The organism is Oceanimonas sp. MB9, assembly GCF_011319775.1.
GTDB classification, from domain to species: domain Bacteria; phylum Pseudomonadota; class Gammaproteobacteria; order Enterobacterales; family Aeromonadaceae; genus Oceanimonas; species Oceanimonas doudoroffii.
Window position 1 is genome coordinate 111,490 of record NZ_VFBE01000001.1, and the last position, 19,903, is coordinate 131,392.

At 59.8% G+C, this 19,903-nt stretch carries 19 protein-coding genes; 16 read left to right on the forward strand and 3 right to left on the reverse strand.

The annotated features are described in order from the left end of the window. Nucleotides 1–11 precede the first annotated feature (11 nt). Nucleotides 12–674: a GntR family transcriptional regulator gene (locus OJHNALOF_RS00570; protein WP_165660826.1), complete on the reverse strand. Its 663-nt coding sequence runs from the start codon at nucleotides 672–674 to the stop codon at nucleotides 12–14. 195 nt (nucleotides 675–869) lie between these two features. On the opposite strand from OJHNALOF_RS00570, the gene OJHNALOF_RS00575 reads away from it, so the two are divergent. The 13 genes from OJHNALOF_RS00575 (at nucleotide 870) to phaR (ending at nucleotide 14,166) form a co-directional block, all read left to right on the forward strand. Next, nucleotides 870–2,216: a malonyl-CoA decarboxylase gene (locus OJHNALOF_RS00575; protein WP_206063497.1), complete on the forward strand. Its 1,347-nt coding sequence runs from the start codon at nucleotides 870–872 to the stop codon at nucleotides 2,214–2,216. A gap of 35 nt (nucleotides 2,217–2,251) precedes the next feature. Next, the gene (locus OJHNALOF_RS00580) at nucleotides 2,252–3,781 is read left to right on the forward strand and encodes a malonyl-CoA synthase (protein WP_165660827.1); all 1,530 of its coding nucleotides are present in this window, start codon (nucleotides 2,252–2,254) and stop codon (nucleotides 3,779–3,781) included. 72 nt (nucleotides 3,782–3,853) lie between these two features. Continuing rightward, a complete protein-coding gene (gene madL, locus OJHNALOF_RS00585; protein ID WP_165660828.1) occupies nucleotides 3,854–4,282 on the forward strand; it encodes a malonate transporter subunit MadL in 429 nt (142 codons plus the stop codon). 14 nt (nucleotides 4,283–4,296) lie between these two features. After that, entirely contained in the window at nucleotides 4,297–5,058 is a 762-nt protein-coding gene (madM, locus tag OJHNALOF_RS00590; protein WP_165660829.1) for a malonate transporter subunit MadM, read from the forward strand. Between the two features lie 323 nt (nucleotides 5,059–5,381). Next, on the forward strand, nucleotides 5,382–5,837 hold the full coding sequence (locus OJHNALOF_RS00595) for an aminoacyl-tRNA deacylase (RefSeq protein WP_094200944.1): 456 nt from the start codon (nucleotides 5,382–5,384) through the stop codon (nucleotides 5,835–5,837). Between the two features lie 233 nt (nucleotides 5,838–6,070). Further along, nucleotides 6,071–6,763 (forward strand): response regulator transcription factor, encoded by a 693-nt coding sequence (locus OJHNALOF_RS00600; RefSeq protein WP_165660830.1) that lies wholly within the window; start codon nucleotides 6,071–6,073, stop codon nucleotides 6,761–6,763. Beyond that, entirely contained in the window at nucleotides 6,760–8,109 is a 1,350-nt protein-coding gene (locus OJHNALOF_RS00605) for a cell wall metabolism sensor histidine kinase WalK (RefSeq protein ID WP_165660831.1), read from the forward strand. Before OJHNALOF_RS00600 ends, OJHNALOF_RS00605 begins: the two co-directional genes overlap by 4 nt. A 119-nt stretch (nucleotides 8,110–8,228) precedes the next feature. Continuing rightward, nucleotides 8,229–10,208 (forward strand): TonB-dependent receptor domain-containing protein, encoded by a 1,980-nt coding sequence (locus OJHNALOF_RS00610; RefSeq protein ID WP_370462283.1) that lies wholly within the window; start codon nucleotides 8,229–8,231, stop codon nucleotides 10,206–10,208. Nucleotides 10,209–10,260: 52 nt separating this feature from the next. Next, complete coding sequence (locus OJHNALOF_RS00615; protein ID WP_165660832.1) at nucleotides 10,261–11,403, forward strand: ABC transporter substrate-binding protein; 1,143 nt, start codon at nucleotides 10,261–10,263, stop codon at nucleotides 11,401–11,403. A 1-nt stretch (nucleotide 11,404) separates the two neighbouring features. Continuing rightward, on the forward strand, nucleotides 11,405–12,481 hold the full coding sequence (locus tag OJHNALOF_RS00620; RefSeq protein WP_165660833.1) for an iron ABC transporter permease: 1,077 nt from the start codon (nucleotides 11,405–11,407) through the stop codon (nucleotides 12,479–12,481). Continuing rightward, nucleotides 12,481–13,275: an ABC transporter ATP-binding protein gene (locus OJHNALOF_RS00625; RefSeq protein WP_165660834.1), complete on the forward strand. Its 795-nt coding sequence runs from the start codon at nucleotides 12,481–12,483 to the stop codon at nucleotides 13,273–13,275. The genes OJHNALOF_RS00620 and OJHNALOF_RS00625 overlap by 1 nt, the downstream gene beginning before the upstream one ends. Next, on the forward strand, nucleotides 13,268–13,546 hold the full coding sequence (locus tag OJHNALOF_RS00630; protein WP_094200950.1) for a DUF2218 domain-containing protein: 279 nt from the start codon (nucleotides 13,268–13,270) through the stop codon (nucleotides 13,544–13,546). The genes OJHNALOF_RS00625 and OJHNALOF_RS00630 overlap by 8 nt, the downstream gene beginning before the upstream one ends. Before the next feature lie 95 nt (nucleotides 13,547–13,641). Next, nucleotides 13,642–14,166, forward strand: a complete 525-nt coding sequence (phaR, locus tag OJHNALOF_RS00635) for a polyhydroxyalkanoate synthesis repressor PhaR (RefSeq protein WP_094200951.1) — start codon at nucleotides 13,642–13,644, stop codon at nucleotides 14,164–14,166. Nucleotides 14,167–14,336: 170 nt separating this feature from the next. On the opposite strand, the gene OJHNALOF_RS00640 is transcribed toward phaR, so the two are convergent. Together OJHNALOF_RS00640 and phaP are read right to left on the reverse strand one after the other, a co-directional pair. After that, nucleotides 14,337–14,819: a peptidylprolyl isomerase gene (locus OJHNALOF_RS00640; protein ID WP_094200952.1), complete on the reverse strand. Its 483-nt coding sequence runs from the start codon at nucleotides 14,817–14,819 to the stop codon at nucleotides 14,337–14,339. Nucleotides 14,820–14,955: 136 nt separating this feature from the next. Then, nucleotides 14,956–15,597, reverse strand: coding sequence for a TIGR01841 family phasin (gene phaP, locus OJHNALOF_RS00645; RefSeq protein ID WP_165660835.1), 642 nt, complete (start codon nucleotides 15,595–15,597; stop codon nucleotides 14,956–14,958). Nucleotides 15,598–16,285: 688 nt separating this feature from the next. Here phaP and gcl point away from each other — a divergent pair. From gcl to OJHNALOF_RS00660, 3 genes are all read left to right on the forward strand, one after another. Next, entirely contained in the window at nucleotides 16,286–18,061 is a 1,776-nt protein-coding gene (gene gcl / locus OJHNALOF_RS00650) for a glyoxylate carboligase (RefSeq protein ID WP_165660836.1), read from the forward strand. A gap of 68 nt (nucleotides 18,062–18,129) precedes the next feature. Then, nucleotides 18,130–18,912 carry a hydroxypyruvate isomerase gene (gene hyi / locus OJHNALOF_RS00655; protein WP_094200956.1) on the forward strand — a complete coding sequence of 261 codons (783 nt, stop codon included), beginning with the start codon at nucleotides 18,130–18,132 and terminating at the stop codon, nucleotides 18,910–18,912. 60 nt (nucleotides 18,913–18,972) lie between these two features. Next, nucleotides 18,973–19,869, forward strand: a complete 897-nt coding sequence (locus OJHNALOF_RS00660) for a 2-hydroxy-3-oxopropionate reductase (RefSeq protein ID WP_370462285.1) — start codon at nucleotides 18,973–18,975, stop codon at nucleotides 19,867–19,869. Nucleotides 19,870–19,903 lie beyond the last annotated feature (34 nt).

The window sequence follows — 19,903 nt, forward strand, 5'->3', positions numbered from 1 at the left end:
TCAGACATCGGCTAGGCGCTCTGCAAGTGCCGCACCGATGCCACCAGATCGTTAAAACGCTCCCCCTGAATTTCTACATGCGACCTGAGCAGCGTCTCGGCTTTGCGCTCATCACCCGCCTCAATGGCAATGATTATCTCTTCATGCTCCGCTAACGAATGTTCCAGCCGATGCCGAACATGTAACTGCATACGCCGGTATGGCTTGAGCATGGCATGCAATCGCTCGGCTTCCTGGGCCAAAAAGGTGTTGTGACTGGCAACATAGATTCGGTGGTGAAAGACACCATTCTCGTAGTAATAGCCGTTGGCATCTCCGGCGGCTGCCCGTTCCCGGCACAGTTCATGGGCTTCCCACAAGGCCTGCAATTCGCCATGGGTGATTCGCCGAGCCGCCAGGCGACCACACATACCTTCCAGTTCAGCCATAACCTCGAACCGCTCCACTAGCTCGGCAACTCCCAGTCGGGTCACGAAGGTGCCCTTTTTTGGACGCACCTCCACCATTCCGCACATGGCCAACTGCTGAATGGCTTCGCGGATCGGGGTCCGAGAACACTGATACGCCTTTGCCAAGGCTTCCGGATCCAGCTTATCTCCAGGCACGTATCGGCCATTGATAATGGCATCCTCCAACAAGTCCCTGAGACGCTGTGCTTGCGAAATTTTTCCCATCCAAATCTCCCGCACTTGACACAAAAATATTATGAATGTACTTGTTATATATAACAATACATAAACAAGTATTTTACATTCATTTCTCCTGCCGATATACCGCGTATACCGACAGGGAGCACGCGGTTCCCACCATCTGTATAGGGAGCCAACACTACAGACCCAGATGGACTGGGCCAGGACGAGGAGTGTTACATGGAATTGAACATCCAGTTTCTGCAGAAAATGTTATCAAATATCACCCTTAACTCACGGGGCAAGGGCGATAGGGTTGGTACCGAGACAGGGCTCCCTCCCCTGCTGGCCGCCTGTGCCGCCCTCATGCACAAGAGCGGCGAAGCTTCGCTGGTGCTTCGCGCCCACGAGGTCCTGCAACATTATGCCGGCCTGGACTCCACTGAAAAGACCGCGTTCTTCCATCACCTGGCCAGTGAATATGCGGCATGCCCCAACACCATACGGCATGCCCACGAGGCTTATCAAAAGCAACCAGACAATCAGCACCTGCAACGCCTGTTTCATGCCTGCGAACCCCGGCGCCAGTCGTTGCTGAGACAACTTAACCTCTGCCCTGGCGGCACCTACGAGCTGGTCAAGATGCGCACCGATCTGCTGGCCCTAATACGGCAGGAACCAGAGCTGGCCGCGCTGGACGAGGATTTTATCCACCTGTTCGGCTCATGGTTCAACCGGGGCTTTCTGGTACTGGAAAGCATCGACTGGAACACCCCCGCCGCCATCCTTGAAAAAATCATCCGTTACGAGGCGGTGCATGAAATCCGGGACTGGCAAGACCTGCGCCGCCGTCTGGACCCGGACGACCGCCGTTGCTATGCCTTTTTCCACCCGGCCATCGGGGATGAACCGCTGATCTTCGTGGAAGTCGCGCTGTGCAAGGGCATTCCTGACAATGTGCAGCACATTCTGGCAGGCGGTAACCAGGTGCTCCCCGAGCAGGCCGATACCGCGGTATTTTACAGCATCAGCAATTGTCAAAGCGGTCTCAAGGGCATTTCTTTCGGTAACTTCCTGATAAAACAGGTGGTACAAGAGCTGTCCCGGGAGCTACCAAGCCTGAAGCAGTTTGTCACCCTGTCCCCGGTTCCCGGGTTCGCCCGCTGGCTGAAACAACAAGACGAAGGCCAGCTGCAACCGGCCCTGGCCGGCCGGCTGGAGCAGCTCACACATGCCGACTGGGCACAACGTCAGGAGGTGGAGAGCGCCCTGCAACCCGATTTGCTAGCCCTGGCCGCGCACTATCTGACGGAAGCCAAATCCCGCCAAGGCTTACCCCTGGATCCGGTGGCCCGTTTTCACCTCGGCAACGGTGCCAGCCTGCACCGTCTGAACTGGCTGGCGGACAACTCCGCCAAGGGTCAGAGCCAGTCCCACGGCATCATGGTGAATTACCTTTACGAGCTGGATCGCATTGAGCAGAACCATGAAGCCCTGAGCCGGGAGGGCAAGGTGATCTGCACCTCGGACACCCGGAAACTGGCCAAACGCGCGCAGGGGCTGCTCGCCCAGCCTGCCACCGCCTGACCCTTACCGATGAAATGCAACACAAGGACGATGTTATGAATCACAATCTCTACCTGCAGTTTCAGCCGCACTTTCAGCAGCAGAAAACCTTTATCGATACGCCCAAGGGCAAGGTCTATCGCTATAACGATAGCCAGGCCCAGGCCCGTCGTCTGGCCGGCGCCTTAAGCGCTGCCGGCCTCACAAAAGGTGACCGGGTCGCGGTACAGGTCGACAAAAGCCCCGAAGCCATCATGCTCTACCTGGCCTGCCTGCAGCTGGGCGCCGTTTACCTGCCGCTCAACACCGCCTATACCGAAGCGGAGATCAGCTATTTCCTGCAGGACAGTGAGCCAGCCCTGTACGTCTGCCGTCCGAATGCGATCAACGAAGCCAGGACACTGGCCCGACAATGTGGAGTCCGGCGGGTCGAGAGTCTGGGCAGCCACGCCGACGGCAGCCTGATACAGCTGGCCGAGCTGGCCGAGCCAATGCAGGAAATCGCCGATGTCGGCGCCGACGACCTGGCCGCCATTCTCTATACTTCCGGCACCACCGGTCGCTCCAAGGGCGCCATGCTGACCCACGGCAACCTGGCCTCCAACAGCCGTGCCCTGACAGAATGCTGGCACTACGGTGCCGAAGATCACCTGCTGCATGCTCTGCCCATTTTCCATACCCACGGACTGTTTGTTGCTTGCAATATCACGCTAACGGCCGGCGCCTCCATGACCTTTCTGGACAAACTGGATCCGGAACAACTGCTCGACCTGATGCCACGGGCCACAGTCCTGATGGGAGTGCCAACCTTTTATACCCGGCTGTTGCAATCACCCCGGCTGAACCAGACCACCGTCGCCAACATGCGTCTCTTTGTTTCCGGCTCCGCCCCCCTGCTGTCGGAAACCCACGACGAGTTCAAAGCCCGTACCGGCCACGCCATTCTCGAACGCTACGGCATGACCGAAACCAACATGAACACCTCCAACCCTTACCATGGCGAGCGCAAACCCGGCACCGTCGGCCAGCCCCTGCCGGGCACCGAATTGCGTATTACCGACAGGGAAAGCGGCGCCGCCCTGCCCCGAGGCGAGACCGGTATGATAGAACTGCGGGGTCCCAACATTTTCAAGGGTTACTGGCGTATGCCGGAGAAAACCAAGGCAGAGTTCCGCTCAGACGGCTTTTTCATCACCGGTGATCTTGGCAGGGTCGACGAGGAGGGTTACCTGCATATAGTGGGACGGGACAAGGATCTGGTGATCTCCGGCGGCTACAACGTCTACCCCAAGGAAATAGAGCAATTGATAGACGAATTGCCGGGCGTCAGTGAGTCGGCCGTTATCGGCGTCCCTCATCCGGATCTGGGTGAGGGAGTGACTGCCGTGGTGGTACCGAAACCCGGTGCGACACCAAACGAAGCGGAGATCCGTCAGCTGCTGAGTGACCGGCTGGCCCGCTACAAGCAACCGAAGCACATCCTTCTGGTGGAGAGCCTGCCCCGCAATGTGATGGGCAAGGTGCAGAAGAACCAGTTGCGCGCTCAGTACCAGGATCTTTATCGGGCCAAGACGGCTACCGCCTAAGGCCGACCGTTCTGCCGCGGATAACCGAGATCCGCGGCAACCGACTTAAACCTGACAAGAAAGGGATATCTTATGGTGATTTACGGTGTAGCGTTATTGGCAGGATGCATGCTGGCGGGCCTGGTGGCCGGGGACTTACTGGGGACGTTGCTGGGCGTCAGTTCCAATGTCGGCGGCGTGGGGATCTCCATGCTGCTACTGATCTTCGTGGGCGGCTACCTGAAGGATAAAGGCAAAATGCCAGCCTCCACCGAAAGCGGCATCCAGTTCTGGAACGCCATGTACATTCCCATAGTAGTGGCCATGGCGGCCAGTCAGAACGTGGTAGCCGCCTTCGACGGCGGAATGATCGCCCTGCTGGCCGGCCTGCTGTCGGTTGTAGCGGGTTTTGCCCTGGTTCCCCTGTTTGGCCGCGAACGCCCTATCAGAGAGGAGCGGGAAGCGGAGGAAACACCGCCGTCCGCTAGCGCCACCCTCACCATAACCAACAACACCCACTGAAGGAGCAGAATGCCATGGTGGATTCCATTATTGCGGTGTTTGAAAAGTATCACCTGATCGCCGCCTTTGCGCTGATCGGGGTAACCACTTACCTGTCTTACAGGATCAGCGAGAAGTACACCAAAGGACGGGTACATGGTTCGGCCATCGCCATCCTGGTGGGGCTGATCCTCGCCTATCTGGGCGGTATCTATACCGAAGGCAGCAAGGGCCTGGCCGATGTCAGCCTGTTCTCAGGGCTGGGCCTGATGGGCGGAGGCATGCTGCGTGACCTGGCCATCATCGCCACCGCCTACGGGGTACGCTTCAAAGAAATTCGTGAGGCGGGAATAAGTGGTGTCGTCGCCCTCTTCCTCGGAGTGGTGGTGTCCTTTATCGCCGGTGTGCTAGTCGCCCTTGGCTTCGGCTATACCGATCCGGTCATTCTCACCACCATAGGCGCTGGCACCGTCACCTACATCGTTGGGCCCGTGACCGGAGCCGCCATCGGCGCCAGCTCGGAAATCATCGCATTGTCCATTGCGGCCGGCCTGTTCAAGTCGATCCTGACCATGATCATGACCCCGCTGGTGGCCCGCCATATCGGCCTGGACAACCCCCGCTCCGCCATGATCTTCGGCGGTCTGATGGGCACCACCAGCGGGGTCGCCGCCGGTCTGGCTGCCACCGATCCCAAGCTGGTGCCCTACGGTGCCATGACCGCCACTTTCTATACCGGCCTGGGCGCCTTGCTGGCACCATCAGTACTCTACCTGGTCGTTGCCGCCCTGTTCTGACATCTGCGGGGTAACACAGCTCAACAAGGCCGGGTCAGTTCCGGCCTTTTTACGCCTGCGCACCAAGATAACGACCCGAGCAAATCAGAACAGGGGTTGCGGCGTGTCCAGGTAAGAAGGCAACCACCAAGGCCGACTTCGACGCCTGCGTGGCCATACACCCCACCGGGGCGGAAGAATTCGTCACAATGAGATAAGCAACTGATATAAATAACAAAAGTCTGGGTTAACACTCGGCCTTTTTCGTTTCTGGCCGCCGTGCGCCTTCCGCTTATGGCCTATACTTCAAACGACGTTCGGTAGCTGTCGAGGAGGATCAAACCATGCCGGCTCAACGATTGCAGCAATACCTTGACCAGCAGGAAGTCAAATACCGGGTCATCAGTCACTCGCCGGCGTTTACCGCTCAGGAAGTGGCGGAAACCGCCCATATACCGGGCAGGATGATGGCCAAGGTCGTGATCATGACGCTGGATGGCCGAATGGCAATGGTGGTGGTGCCCGCCCCCAAGATAATCCATCCCGACAGCCTGGCCCGTTCCCTGTCGGTGCAGGAAGCAACCTTGCTGCATGAAAACCACTTTCGGGAACAGTTTCCCGACTGTGAAGTGGGTGCCCTGCCTCCCTTCGGTAACCTGTATGACATGCCGGTGTATCTAGACACCGAGCTCGCCCGGCAGGAAGAGATCGTCTTCAGTGCCGGCAGTTACCGTGAGCTGTTTAGCCTGCCGATGAAAGACTACCTGAGACTGGTTCAGCCTCAGGAAATAACCCACTAGTCGGGGCCAGTAATGCCACTGCTGCTTATTGTCCTGGCCTGAATGACCGGCTGGGCGACCCTGACGGCGGCCGAGTAATGTGCCACCCGGCTGCGGCAACCATACTGCATTGTTCGGCCGGGGCCTGCCCCGGCTTTTTTATGCCCGGCCTTAGGCGGCGGTTTATTTCCTGACAACAAGTAAATATCATATTGAAACTCATTCTCACTCAATGGATTCAACGAGAACACGTCATGGAACACGCCGCCCGCATTCTTGTGATTGAAGACGACCGCGCCCTTAACGATCAACTGGCCGAGCTGTTGCAGGGTCATGGCTATCAGGTCAGCCAGTGTTTTGATGGCGAGCAGGGACTACTGGCCGCCCTGGATCCGTCCGTTGAGCTGATCCTGCTCGACGTGCTGCTGCCGGTGAGGGACGGGTTTTCCCTGCTCAAGCTGCTGCGCCAGAGCCTGCACACTCCGGTGATCATGCTCACCGCCTGCGGCGCGGAAGAAGAACGTATTCAGGGCTTCAGCCAGGGTGCCGACGACTACCTGGCCAAGCCCTTCAGCTTTACCGAACTGGTGCTGCGCATTGAGGCCCTGCTGCGCCGCGCCCGCGGCCGCATGATTCCTTCGGCCGATCTGACGCAACTGACCCACGACGAGCTGTGGCTGGATCGTCGCCGGCAGCAGGCCGGATTTCGCCAGGTCTCGCTGGATCTAACCCCCATACAGTTCAAGCTGCTCTGGACCCTGGTGCAAAACCGGGGGGAGGTGCTGAGCAAACCGTTTCTGTATCAGCAGGTGCTGGAGCGGGAATTCAGCCGCTATGACCGCAGCCTGGACATGCACCTGAGCCGAGTACGGCGCAAGCTGGACGAGGCCGGCATGGGTGGTGCCTGCCTGCAAACGGTACACGGCACCGGATATCTGTTTAAATGAACCGCCGGCTATTGTGGAAACTGTGCGCCACCATCGCCGTGGGCACGGTGGCGCTGTTCTCGCTGCTCAACTACCTGATGGAACACACCGAGACCAGCATGAGCCACATCGATCGGAAGCACCGCCAGACCTTGCTGGACTACGGCGCCGAGGCAGAGCGACTGTACAATGCCGGCGACGAAGCGGCCCTGGCGCGCTGGCTGGCGGAACTGCAACGCCGGGAGCAAACCTGGGCGGCGGTGCTCCATTCCCACCTGGAGCCGGTAGCCAACAGCGTGATCAACCAGCGCTTCCAGGACGGTTTTCGCCTGGGCCGCAGCGTGGACTGGATGATCCATCTCTACTTTACCGAAAACCCCATCATGGAAGTCACCTTTGCCAGTGGTCATACCCATTTCCTGATCCAGCTGCCTCAACGCATGCGCCCGGGAGGGTATCAGCCCCATACTCGCGTGCTGCTGCAACTGGCGCTGCCGCTGCTGCTGCTGGTGCTGCTGAGCCTGGTGCTCTATCGCCACCTGATGCAGCCCCTGCGCCAGCTGGAAAAGGCCACCCGCCGCTTCAGCGAAGGCGAGCACAGGGTGCGAGTGCGGGCTTCGCTGGGCAAACGCAATGACGAGCTGGCGCGGCTGGCCGAGACCTTTGATCATATGGCCGCACGTACCGAGGGGCTGATCCAGTCCCAGCGCCACCTGATTGCCGATCTGTCCCACGAGTTACGCACGCCCCTCACCCGCATTGAAATGGCGGTAGACCGCGCCGAGCAGACCGCCGACGTCACCACGGTGCTGACCCGGATTCGCCGCGACGGCGCCCTGATGCGGCAGTTGGCGGAAGACACCCTGACCCTGGCCTGGCTGGAAAACGAGCGGCCCAGGCTGAACGGCGACGACTTTGACCTGACCGACCTGCTCGACAGCCTGCTGGACGATGCCCGCTTTGAGTTTCCGCACCATCGCATTCGAGCGAGCCTGCCCGATGACGCCCCCTTGGGCAACAGCAGCCAACGTGCCCTGGGCCAGGCCATTGAAAACGTGCTGCGCAACGCCCTTGACCACACCCCGCCGGGTCACGAGGTGGCCATCACCCTGGCCAACCAGGACTCGGGCTATTGCCTGACCATTGACGACCAGGGGCCGGGCGTACCTGGCGAGCACCTCGATCGTATTTTTCAGCCTTTCTTTCGCCTAGACGCCGCCCGCCGCAGCGAAACCAGCAGCTTTGGCCTGGGGCTGGCGCTGGCCCGGCGGCAGCTGGAGGCGGCCGGCGGCCGAATCACCGCGAGCAACCGCCTTGGGGGCGGCCTGCGAATGTGCATTCTGCTGCCGCAGCAGGGACCCGAATAAGGCGACCACCTTCAACAAAATGTAACGGTTGTAAAATCGGTTCACTTTGCCGACTTATCGAACAAGAATACGCCCGCTAGTTTATATGATAATAATTCTTGTTTAATGAGGTAGACACAGTGCGTAGCAGCCACCCTATGCCCGGCCGGCCCAGCCTGCTGGCTCTTGCCATTGCGAGCATTATTTCCGCTCCCCTGGCCGCCGAAGAAATCACTCAGCTTGACTCGGTAGTTGTTACCGACTCCCGCCTCGACAACAACGTCAGCGTGGTTAGCTCCGAAGAGCTGGATCGTCGCCAGGCCAGCGACCTGGAAGACGTGTTTCGCACGCAGCCCGAGGTTGCTGTCGGCGGTTCGGCCAGCTTCGCCCAGAAGCTGTATACCCGCGGCATTGAAGACACCAAGCAAAACGTCAGCATCGACGGCGCGGTGCAGGGAGGCCAGGCGTTCCACCATAACGGCCGCATTTCCATCGAGCCCGAGCTGCTCAAGCGAGTAGAAGTGGAAGCCGGCGCCGGCAAGGCTACCTCAGGCGCCGGTGCCCTGGGTGGGGCCCTGCGCTTTGAGACCAAGGATCCCACCGACCTGCTGCGTGAAGGCCAGGACTTTGGCGCCCTAATCAAGGCCGGTTACTTCAGCAATACCGATGGCTACAAGGCCTCCACTACCCTCTATGGCCGAATGACCGATGACTGGAGCGCCATGGCGTCCTTCGTTCACCAGGATCAGGACAATTACGAGGACGCCAACGGCGATAAGATCGTGGGTACCGACAGCCGCCAGAAGGTGGGTTTTGCCAAGGTGGTGGGTCAGCTGACCGACACCCAGACCCTCCGCTTGAGCTATGAAAACCGCACTGAAGAGGGTAATCCAACCATGCGCCCTCAATGGATTTTCATGCCAAATGACTTTAGGACAAGAAACCCTATTCGTCCCATGGAGCTTGAGCGCGAAACTTTTACCCTGAACCATGAGTGGAACCCCGCCGATGAGCTGGTGGATATTGAAACCACCCTTTACCACACCCAGTCCGATCTGAGTGTGGAGGAGGCAACAGAGCCCTACGTCGGCGAAACCCAAAGCACCGGCCTGGATCTGCGTAATACCAGCCGCTTCGCCCGTAACGAGCTGACCTATGGCGTTGACTACCGCAAGGACATCACCAATGCCGGTAGTGCCAGTAATGTTAAGCAATTCCAGCAAGATGGCAGCGTACTGGGTCTCTATGTGCAGGATGATTTCAAGGTTACCAACGCCCTCACCCTGAGCGCCGGCCTGCGCTATGACAGCTATGAACTCACCGATGATGCCCAGCAGGAATTCAAGGATGACGGCTTCAGTCCCAACGTGGGCCTGAACTACGAGGTGATTGAGGATCTGAACCTGTTTGCCGGCTATGCCGAGGCATTTCGTGGAGTGCAGACCCGAGATGCGTTTAAATTTGCCGATAATGTCACCAACGATCCCAACCTGAAACCGGAGCAGGCCAGCAATACCGAAGTAGGCTTTGATTATCATCCGGGCCCCTTCTACCTCAATGGTAAGGTGTACCGCACCCGTATCAAGGATGCCATTCTCGACCCGCAAGACGACTGGCCAGCCAGAGTCTACAAAAATGTGGGACTCATGGAGTCGGAAGGCTACCTGCTGAGCGCCGGCACCCAATGGAATGCCCTGCACGCCAGTCTGAGCTTCCACCATAACGACGCCCGTTTGAACGACAAACCCCTCAATGGCTACGATCACAATGGCCTGGGCAACTCCATTGGTGATACCTGGGTGGCCAGCCTGGACTACGCCGTCAACGACAGTATTACCGTTGGCTGGAGCGGCCAGTTTGTTGAGGGCATTGATGACCTGGAGACCAGCGCAGGCGATGTGGACAAGCCCGGCTACGCGGTGCATGACGTCTATGTTGAGTGGCTGCCGCTGCAGCAAGATACCCTGACCCTGAACCTGAGCGTGCTGAACCTGTTCGACAAGCAATACCGGGATCACGCCAGTGTGGCCGACTACAGACATATACCAGGCTTCGACTTTGTTGCTGGTCTGCCCGAGGCCGGACGTGATATTCGCGTCAGTGCCAGCTACAAGTTCTGATGATTCAGGGGGCTTCGGCCCCCTTTTGCGTTTACAAGAACGAGAAAGAGTAATGATTACACTTCTTATTCAAAATAACACTTTCCTGCGCCGCACCGTCGGCGCCTTATTGTTTCTGCTGTTCGCCCTACCGGCCTCGGCCGAGACCGTGACCGATATGGCCGGGCGCGAGGTCGAGCTACCCGAGCAGGTGACCGGCATCATTTTGGGGGAAGGCCGCTTTCTGCCGGCCCTGGCCATTCTCGAAGGGCAACGGCTTACCGACAGACTGGCGGGTATCATGCCCGACTTTGAACTGGCGGATCCGGCCGGTTATCGCCAGTATGCCGAGGCCTTTCCCAAGCTGAAAACCGTGCCCCGCCTTGGGCGCAGTACCGCCGACAGTTTCAGCATTGAACAAGCCCTGAGCCTGGGGGCCAACCTGGCGGTGTTCGGCATCGAAGGCCACGGCCCTTCTGCCCGGGACGAATCGCTGGTCGGCCGGCTGGAACGGGCCGGTGTGACCGTGCTGTTTATCGACTTTCGCCAAGATCCCCTGAGCCACACCCTGCAAAGCATGACGCTGCTGGGCCGAGCCCTCGACCGCGACGCCGAAGCCAACGCCTTTATCGACTTTTACCGACAGGTACTGGATCGCGTGCAGGCCGGACTGAACACCCTGAACCCCGAGGATGTGCCCAGCGTATTTCTGCACAGCCGGGTGGGCCTGCAGGACGCCTGCTGCGAAACCATGACCAACGGCATGCTGGGCCGCTTTCTGAGCCTGCTGAACGCCGACAACATCGCCACCGAGCGGGTGCCCGGAGTATCCGGCATCTACAACCTGGAATACCTGCTGCTGGAGCAGCCGGATATCTACATTGCCACCGCCGTGGGATCGACCGATACCCTTGAAAGCCACCCGGGCATTATCGCCCTGGGAGCCGGTGTGGCGCCGGCGCAGGCCGAGGCCAGCCTGCGCCATGCCCTGAGCCATGCCGGGCTGGCCCAGTTGCAGGCGGTGCAGCAACACCGCGCCTTTGCCATCTGGCATCACTTTTACAATTCGCCCCTCAATGTGGTGGCGGTGCAGGCCTTTGCCCGCTGGCTTTATCCGGATACCTTTGCCGATCTGGATCCGCAACACACCCTGACCACGTTGTATCAGCGTTTTCAGCCGGTGCCCCTGAATGGCACCTACTGGATCGGAGGCTGATATGAACGACACCGTACTGGACGCCGGCAAGGCAACCGCCGCATCAGGACTGGCCCAGGCCTACCGCCGCTTTATCTGGCGCCGGCTGACCCTGCTGCTGGGGCTGGCCGTGGCACTGGCGATGTCGTTTGTCTGGGACATCGCCACCGGTCCGGCGCCCCTGGGGCCCATGGCGGTACTGAACGGCCTGCTGCACCCCGACAGCCTGGACGCCGGCACCCGGGTCATTATTCACGAGGTGCGTCTGCCCTACGCCCTGATGGCGCTGGTGGTGGGGGCCAGCCTGGGGCTGGCCGGCGCCGAGATGCAGACCGCACTGAACAACCCCCTGGCCAGCCCTTACACCCTGGGAGTAGGCGCCGCCGCCACCCTGGGTGCCGCCGTGGCCATCGTGTTCAAGCTCAGCCTGCCCGGACTGGGCGCAGCCCTGACCCTGCCGCTGATGGCCTTTGTGTTTGCCGCCGGCGCCGCCCTGCTGATTTTGCTGCTGTCGCGCCGCTTTGGTGCCGGCGTGCATACCGTGGTGCTGTTTGGCATTGCGCTGCTGTTTGGCTTTAACGCCCTGGTGGGGCTGCTGCAGTTTGTGGCCGACTTTGATGCCCTGCAGCAAATCGTGTTCTGGACCATGGGCAGCCTGGCCCGGGCCGAGCTGCAGCAGGTGGCCGTGGTGGCCCTGGTGCTGGCCTTTTGCCTGCCGTTTTCCCTGCGTCAGGCCTGGGCCATGACCACGCTGCGCAGCGGCGAGGAGCAGGCCCGCAGCCTGGGCATTCGCGTGGAGCGGCTGCGGTTGCTGGTGCTGCTGCGGGTCAGCCTGCTCACCGCCACCGCCATGGCCTTTGTCGGCGAAATCGGCTTTATCGGCCTGGTCGGCCCCCATATCGCCCGCCTGCTGCTGGGAGAAGATCATCGCCTGCTGCTGCCCGGCAGCGCCCTGGCCGGCGCCCTGCTGCTGTCACTGGCCTCCATTGCCAGCAAGACCCTGGTGCCGGGCATTCTGCTGCCGGTGGGCATGGTGACCGCCCTGGTGGGTATTCCGTTGTTTATCGCCCTTATCATTGGCCGCGGACGGGAGCACTGATGACACTGCACATTGAGAACCTCAGGGTCGGCTACGCCCGCCGCCCGGTGCTGAACGGCCTGAGTCCGCGGCCGGTCGCCCCGGGCACCCTGGTGGGGGTGATCGGCCGTAATGGCGCCGGCAAGTCGACCCTGCTGAAGACCATCGCCGGACTGCTGCCGAGCGATGGCCGAGTGCTGTTCAACGGGGCGCCGCTGGACTTCAGCCGCCGTGCCCGCACGCTGGGCTATCTGCCCCAGAGCCTGCCTCAAGCCAGCTCGCTGCTCGCCTACGAGACCGTGTTCAGCGCCTGCCGGGCGGTGCACGGTGGTCTGGACAAGGCGCAGCTGGAGCAGAACATGGAGCGAGTATTTGACCGGCTGGGGATTCGCGAGCTGGCCCTGCGCCGGCTGGATCAACTCTCCGGCGGCCAGCGCCAGATGATTGGCTTGGCCCAGGTGCTGGTTCGCCAGCCCGAGATGCTGCTGCTGGACGAGCCCACCAGCGCCCTGGATCTGCACTGGCAGCTGAACGTGCTGCAATGCGTGCAGCAGTTCAGCCGCGAGCGGGGCACGCTGTCGCTGGTGGCCATTCACGACATCAACCTGGCGCTGCGTTTTTGCGACCAGCTCTGGGTACTGGGCGACGGCCGGCTGCTGGCGGAGGGGCCGGCCCGGGAAGTGCTGACCCCGGCGGTGCTGCGCGCCGCCTACGGCGTGGAAGGCCGAGTGGAAACCTGCTCCCGCGGCCTGCCCATCGTGCTGTGCGACCAGGCGCTGCCTCATTCAACTCATCAAGGAGAACATCATGGCTGATTGTTCAGCAGTTATCGACACCCCCAACGGGCTGGGTTACCTCAAGAAACTCTGCATTCACTTCGCACAAAAGGTGGAGGCCGAGTGGCAGGGGCAGCAGGGTCATGTGCAGTTTGCCATGGGCCGCTGCGAGCTGAACGCCACCGACACCCAACTGGCGGTGTGCTGCACGGCGGACAATGAGGCCGATCTGGCAGCCGTGGCCGAGACGGTCAGGTCCCACTTCGATCGTTTTGCGGTGCGGGATGGGCTGACGCTGACCTGGCTGTAATCGTCCCGGCGGGGCCGCCCGGCCCCGCCGTTAAATTGAGCGACCTGCACGATTGGGATACACTGGCGGTTAATCTTTTTCAGGGCCAGTGTCGCATGTCAAAATCCCAGGACAGTCTTCGCACCATCAAAAAATACCCCAACCGCCGCCTGTACGACAGCCACACCAGCAGTCACGTGACCCTGGCCGACATTCGCCGGCTGGTGCAGGAAGAAGAGCCCTTTCAGGTGGTGGACGCCAAAACCGGCGAGGACATTACCCGCAGCATTCTGCTGCAGATCATTCAGGAAGCGGAAAGCGGTGGCGACCCCATTTTCTCCAGTGACATGCTGAAAAACATCATTCGCTTTTACGGCCCCTTTCAGGGGGTGCTGGGCAGCTATCTGGATGAAAGCATTCAGTCGATGATAGAGGTACAGACCCAGGCCGGCATGCAGTCCACCAAGGCATGGACCGATTTCATGCAGGGTCAGGTACCCATGATGCAGGAAATGATGCGCCAGTATGTGGAACAGTCCCGCCAGCTCTACCTCAACACCCAGAACATGTTTGGCCTGTTCGGTGGCCTCGGTGGCGGCCCGGAGCAAAACGACAAGGACAAAAAAGACGGCGAGGAGTAACTCCCCGCCGTCCTGGAAAGCACGCCGATCAGGTAGGTTGGAATGAGCCCCGCGAATTCCAACATTCCACAGCCGCCTTCGTGTTGCGATTCGCTTCGCTCATCAGCAACCTACAAGCTTGCATGGCGTTAGTGGAGCACGGGCGAGCCGCCCGCGCTCCATAAACCAGCTCAGTGCTGATGACCGCCTTCGCCGTGGGCGTGGCCGTGCTCCAGCTCTTCCTCGGTGGCGGCACGTACCGATACCACGTCCAGATCAAAGGTCAGGGTGCGGCCGGCCAGCAGGTGGTTGAGATCCACGTCGGCCATAAAACGACCCACCTTGACCACCACCACCTGGCGCGGGCCATTCTCGGTATGCACCATGGCCACCATGCCCGGCTCCCAGCGCTTGGCACCCTGCAGATGGCGCACGGAAATACGCTGGATCAGGCTTTCGTCCCGCTCACCATAGGCATCGGCCGGCGCCAGGGTCACGCTGAAGCTGTCGCCTTCGCTCTTGCCGTCCAGCGCCTTTTCCAGCCCTTCCAGCATGTTGTTGTGACCGTGCAGGTAGGCCAGGGGGGCCTTGCCTTCGTTGGTGTCCATCACCTCGCCCTGCTCGTCTTTCAGGGTGTAGTTGAACTGCACCACGGTATCGTTTGCGATTTGCATTGGTTGTCCTGTTCGTCGTGTCTAGAAACCCAGTCATCATACCAGATGCGATACGCAGGCTCACAAACACAAAAAGACGGCGGGGTTTCCCCCTGCCGTCCAAACGAGATAACAGCTCTGTTTATTGGTATTAGTCTCAGTTTGCCTTGGCGGCGGCAGCACGGCTGTTTTTAGCGGTGGAGCCGTTGTTGGCGGCAGCGGCGGTCACGGCGCTGATGCCCTTTTCGGTAGCTTCGGCTACCTGACGGGCGGCCTTTTCAGACTGCTCGGCGGCCTGCTTGATCACCTTGTCGGCGATCTCGGCGGCGTCTTTGGCGGCCTTCTGGGCGCCTTCGCGGGCCTCATTGGCCTGACTCACCGCCTGCTTGATGGCGCTCACGGCAGATTCGGAGCCGGCCGGGGCGTGGGCGGCGAACTGCTCAACCCACTCGTCAACCTGCTTGCTGCCGGCGGCCCATTGCTGCTCGCCGTAGTTACCGAGCTGCTGCTGGGCGTCGGCCAGCAGGGAGAAGACTTCGCGGTTGAAGTCCAGCTGGCGCTCTAGCAGGGCGCTGGGACCGAATACGGTGTGGTTCAGCTCGGCCAGGCTCTTGGCATCGCGCACGGCCAGCAGCTTGCCGGTGTAGTCGAACTGGGCGGTGCTGAGCTCGGTCAGCGCCTTCAGCTGCAGCTGACCCAGCTTTTCCGCACCGGCCAGCAGGCTGGTACCGAGGCCCTGGACCAGGGCCAGGTTGTCCTGTTGTGCTTTCTGCAGTTTGGCAATATCAAACCATGACATAGTTGGCGTCTCCTGATGAATGGGTATGGGGCCCGTGGCCCGGCACGCCAGCAAACCCCTTTACCTCTGAACCGGATTTGGCGCGCAGGATTATTATTGCACCGCACAAAAAACTTTTTCAAGGAATATTTTGTGCGCCGCAAAAACTTCATATCACCTTCATCATTCCCCTCTTCAGGCCCATGAGTTCTGACCTTGTGACCATTCGGGTCCGCCGACGGCACCTGGTCATTGCGGTGCAATATGCCAGCCGCTTTGTTTTGATTAAATGAACACAATATCACTACCAGTTTGTACTATACTTGCCACACAGTGAGCCTTGTTAAGCATTTGTAGGTTTCAAGCGATGCCGGATCATCTTCCTTATAAATAAGGAAAGCGATTCCAAAAAAAGAAACAAAAACCGACATGTCGACATCCGCCTCATAAAAATCGATCTGATACCATTAAAAACAACATCTTGTGATTCTTCCTGACCAATGCATCACGATTGCCCCACCAGTCATCATTTCCACATTATAAAAATCATTTCCAAAACTTGTTGATCGTCACATTTTTTTTCGTATCATCAGAGTATGGGTTGCGTAGATGTTAAGGGTCCTCACCAGGCCGGTCTGCGCACCACTGCATTACTTATGACGTACAACAACACGGTGCCGAGAGCACCTCAGATGAATGGATACACATCATGGCTAAAATGAAAGCAATCGAAGCGGCCGCTAAAATCCTGGAGCTGGAAGGTGTCACCAAAGCCTTTGGCGTTCCCGGCGCCGCCATCAACCCCTTCTACGCCGCGCTCAAGGGTCTCGGCTCCATCAGCCACGTACTGGCCCGCCACGTTGAAGGCGCGTCTCACATGGCCGAAGGCTACACCCGTGCCAACCCGGGCAACATTGGTGTGTGTATCGGTACTTCCGGCCCTGCCGGCACCGACATGATCACCGGCCTGTATTCCGCTTCCGCCGACTCCATTCCGATTCTGTGCATCACCGGCCAGGCGCCGCGTGCCCGTATGCACAAGGAAGACTTCCAGGCCGTAGACATCGAGTCCATCGCCAAGCCGGTTGCCAAGTGGGCCACCACCGTACTGGAGCCGGGCCAGGTTCCCGGTGTGTTCCAACAGGCCTTCCACATCATGCGCTCCGGTCGTCCCGGCCCCGTGCTGATCGACCTGCCGTTCGACGTGCAAATGGCCGAGATCGAGTTCGATCCGGAAGCCTACCAGCCGATGACTCCCTACAAACCGGCCGCGACCCGCATTCAGGTTGAAAAGGCCCTGACCATGCTGAACGCCGCCGACAAGCCGCTACTGGTTTCCGGTGGTGGTGTTATCAACGCCGACGCTGCTGCCCTGCTGACCGAGTTCGCCGAAGTGCTGAACGTGCCGGTTATCCCGACCCTGATGGGCTGGGGCACCATTCCCGACGACCACGGCCTGATGGCGGGTATGTGCGGTCTGCAGACCTCTCACCGTTACGGTAACGCCAACCTGCTGGCTTCCGACTTCGTACTGGGTGTAGGTAACCGTTGGGCCAACCGTCACACCGGTTCCGTAGAGGTTTACACCAAGGGTCGTAAGTTCGTTCACGTTGACATCGAACCCACTCAGATCGGTCGTGTATTCGGTCCGGACCTGGGCATCGTGTCCGACGCCAAGGCTGCGCTGGAGCTGTTCGTTGAAGTCGCCAAGGAGTGGAAAGCGGCCGGTAAACTGAAAGATCGCAGCGCCTGGGTTGCCGAGTGTCAGGAGCGCAAGCGCACCCTGCAGCGCAAGACCCACTTCGACAACACTCCGGTGAAGCCGCAGCGTGTATACGAAGAAATGAACAAGGCCTTCGGCCGCGACACCACCTACGTGTCCACTATCGGTCTGTCCCAGATCGCCGCCGCCCAGTTCCTGCACGTGTACAAAGAGCGTAATTGGATCAACTGTGGTCAGGCCGGCCCTCTGGGCTGGACCATTCCGGCCGCCCTGGGTGTGTGCGCCGCCGAGCCGGGCCGCAACGTGGTTGCTCTGTCCGGTGACTACGACTTCCAGTTCATGATCGAGGAGCTGGCCGTAGGTGCCCAGTTCAAACTGCCCTACATTCACGTGCTGGTGAACAACTCCTACCTGGGCCTGATCCGTCAGTCTCAGCGCGGCTTCGACATGGACTACTGCGTACAGCTGTCCTTTGAAAACATCAACGCGCCGGAGCTGGGCGAGTACGGTGTTGACCACAAGGCCGTGGTTGAAGGCCTGGGCTGTAAAGCTATCCGCGTATTCAAGCCGGAAGACATTGCTCCCGCCTTTGAAGAAGCCAAGAAGCTGATGGCCGAGCACTCCGTACCGGTAGTGGTTGAAGTGATTCTGGAGCGCGTCACCAACATCTCCATGGGTGTTGAAATCGACGCCGTCAACGAGTTCGAAGAGCTGGCCGAAAAGGGTGAAGACGCCCCCACCGCCATCTCTCTGCTGGACTGATTGATGACAGCGATGGGGCTCACGGGCCCCATCCTGACTTTGCCCCCAACTGAACAAAGGACATCGCAATGCCGAAATTAGCTGCCAACCTGTCGATGCTGTTTACCGAAGTCGACTTCCTGGATCGTTTCGACGCCGCCGCCAAGGCCGGCTTCAAGGGTGTTGAATACCTGTTTCCCTATGATTTCGCCGCCGGCGACATCAAGGCAAGGCTCGAGGCCAACGGCCTGACCCAGGTACTGTTCAACCTGCCCGCCGGTGACTGGAACGGTGGCGAGCGCGGTATCGCCTGTCACCCGGATCGGGTTGAAGAATTCAAGGCCGGCGTCGACAAGGCCATCGAATACGCCAAGGTACTGGGCAACACCCAGGTGAACTGTCTGGCCGGTATTCAGCCTGCCGGTGTGGCTTACGAAGAAGCGGAAGCGACCTTCGTGGCCAACCTCAAGTATGCCGCCGACAAACTGAAGGATGCCGGCATCAAGCTGATCGCCGAGGCCATCAACACCCGCGACATTCCCGGCTTCTTCCTGAACAACACTCAGCAGGCGCTGGATATCATCGAGAAGGTGGGCTCCGACAACCTGGCCTTCCAGTATGACATCTACCACATGCAGATCATGGAAGGGGACATCATCCCGACCATGGAGAAGAACCTGAGCATCATCAACCACATTCAGCTGGCTGATAACCCGGGTCGTCACGAGCCGGGCACCGGCGAACTGAACTACCACAACATCTTCGCCTTCCTGGACAAGGTGGGCTACGACGGCTGGATCGGAGCCGAGTACAAGCCGGCCACCACCACCGAAGCCGGCCTGGGCTGGCTCAAGACCCACGGCGTGGTCTGAGGTTTTTCACTCAATTCGGTTTTCCACGAGGCCGGTACGCCGGCGTCTTCAGACAAAAGGATAACGAACATGAAAATTGGTTTTATTGGCACCGGTATCATGGGCAAGCCCATGGCTCAGAACCTGCAAAAAGCCGGTCACACCCTGTACTTCTCCGAGCACTACAACAAGGCCCCGGAAGATCTGCTGGGTGACAATGGTATCGCCCTGGCCAACCCCAAGGCCGTGGCCGAAGCCGCCGACGTGATCATCACCATGGTACCCAACACCCCGCAGGTTGAGGCCGTACTGTTCGGCGAAAACGGCGCGGCCCTGGGCCTGTCTGCCGGCAAGGTAGTGGTGGACATGTCTTCCATCTCTCCCATCGCCACCAAGGAAATCGCCAAGCGTGTTAACGAAACCGGTGCCGACTTCCTGGATGCCCCGGTCTCCGGCGGTGAAGTAGGCGCCATCAACGCCACCCTGACCATCATGGTAGGCGGTGAACAGGCCGTGTTCGACAAGATCAAGCCGCTGTTCGACATCATGGGCAAGAACATCACCCTGGTAGGCGGTAACGGTGACGGCCAGACCACCAAGGTGGCAAACCAGATCATCGTGGCCCTGAACATTGAAGCCGTTGCCGAAGCCCTGGTGTTTGCCTCCAAGGCAGGCGCCGATCCGGCCAAGGTACGTGAAGCACTGATGGGTGGCTTCGCCTCTTCCAAGATCCTGGAAGTGCACGGTGAGCGCATGGTAAAAGGCACCTTCGATCCGGGCTTCCGTATCGCCCTGCACCAGAAGGATCTGAACCTGGCCCTGAGCGGTGCCCGCGAGCTGGGCGTTTCCCTGCCCAACACCGCCGGCGCACAGGAGCTGTTCAACACCTGTAACGCCCTGGGCGGTGCCGGCTGGGATCACTCCGGCATGGTCAAGGCGCTGGAGCACCTGGCCAACCACAACATTCGGGGCGAGTAAGTCCTGAACCGAACGGCGGCGTTGAGGCTTCAGC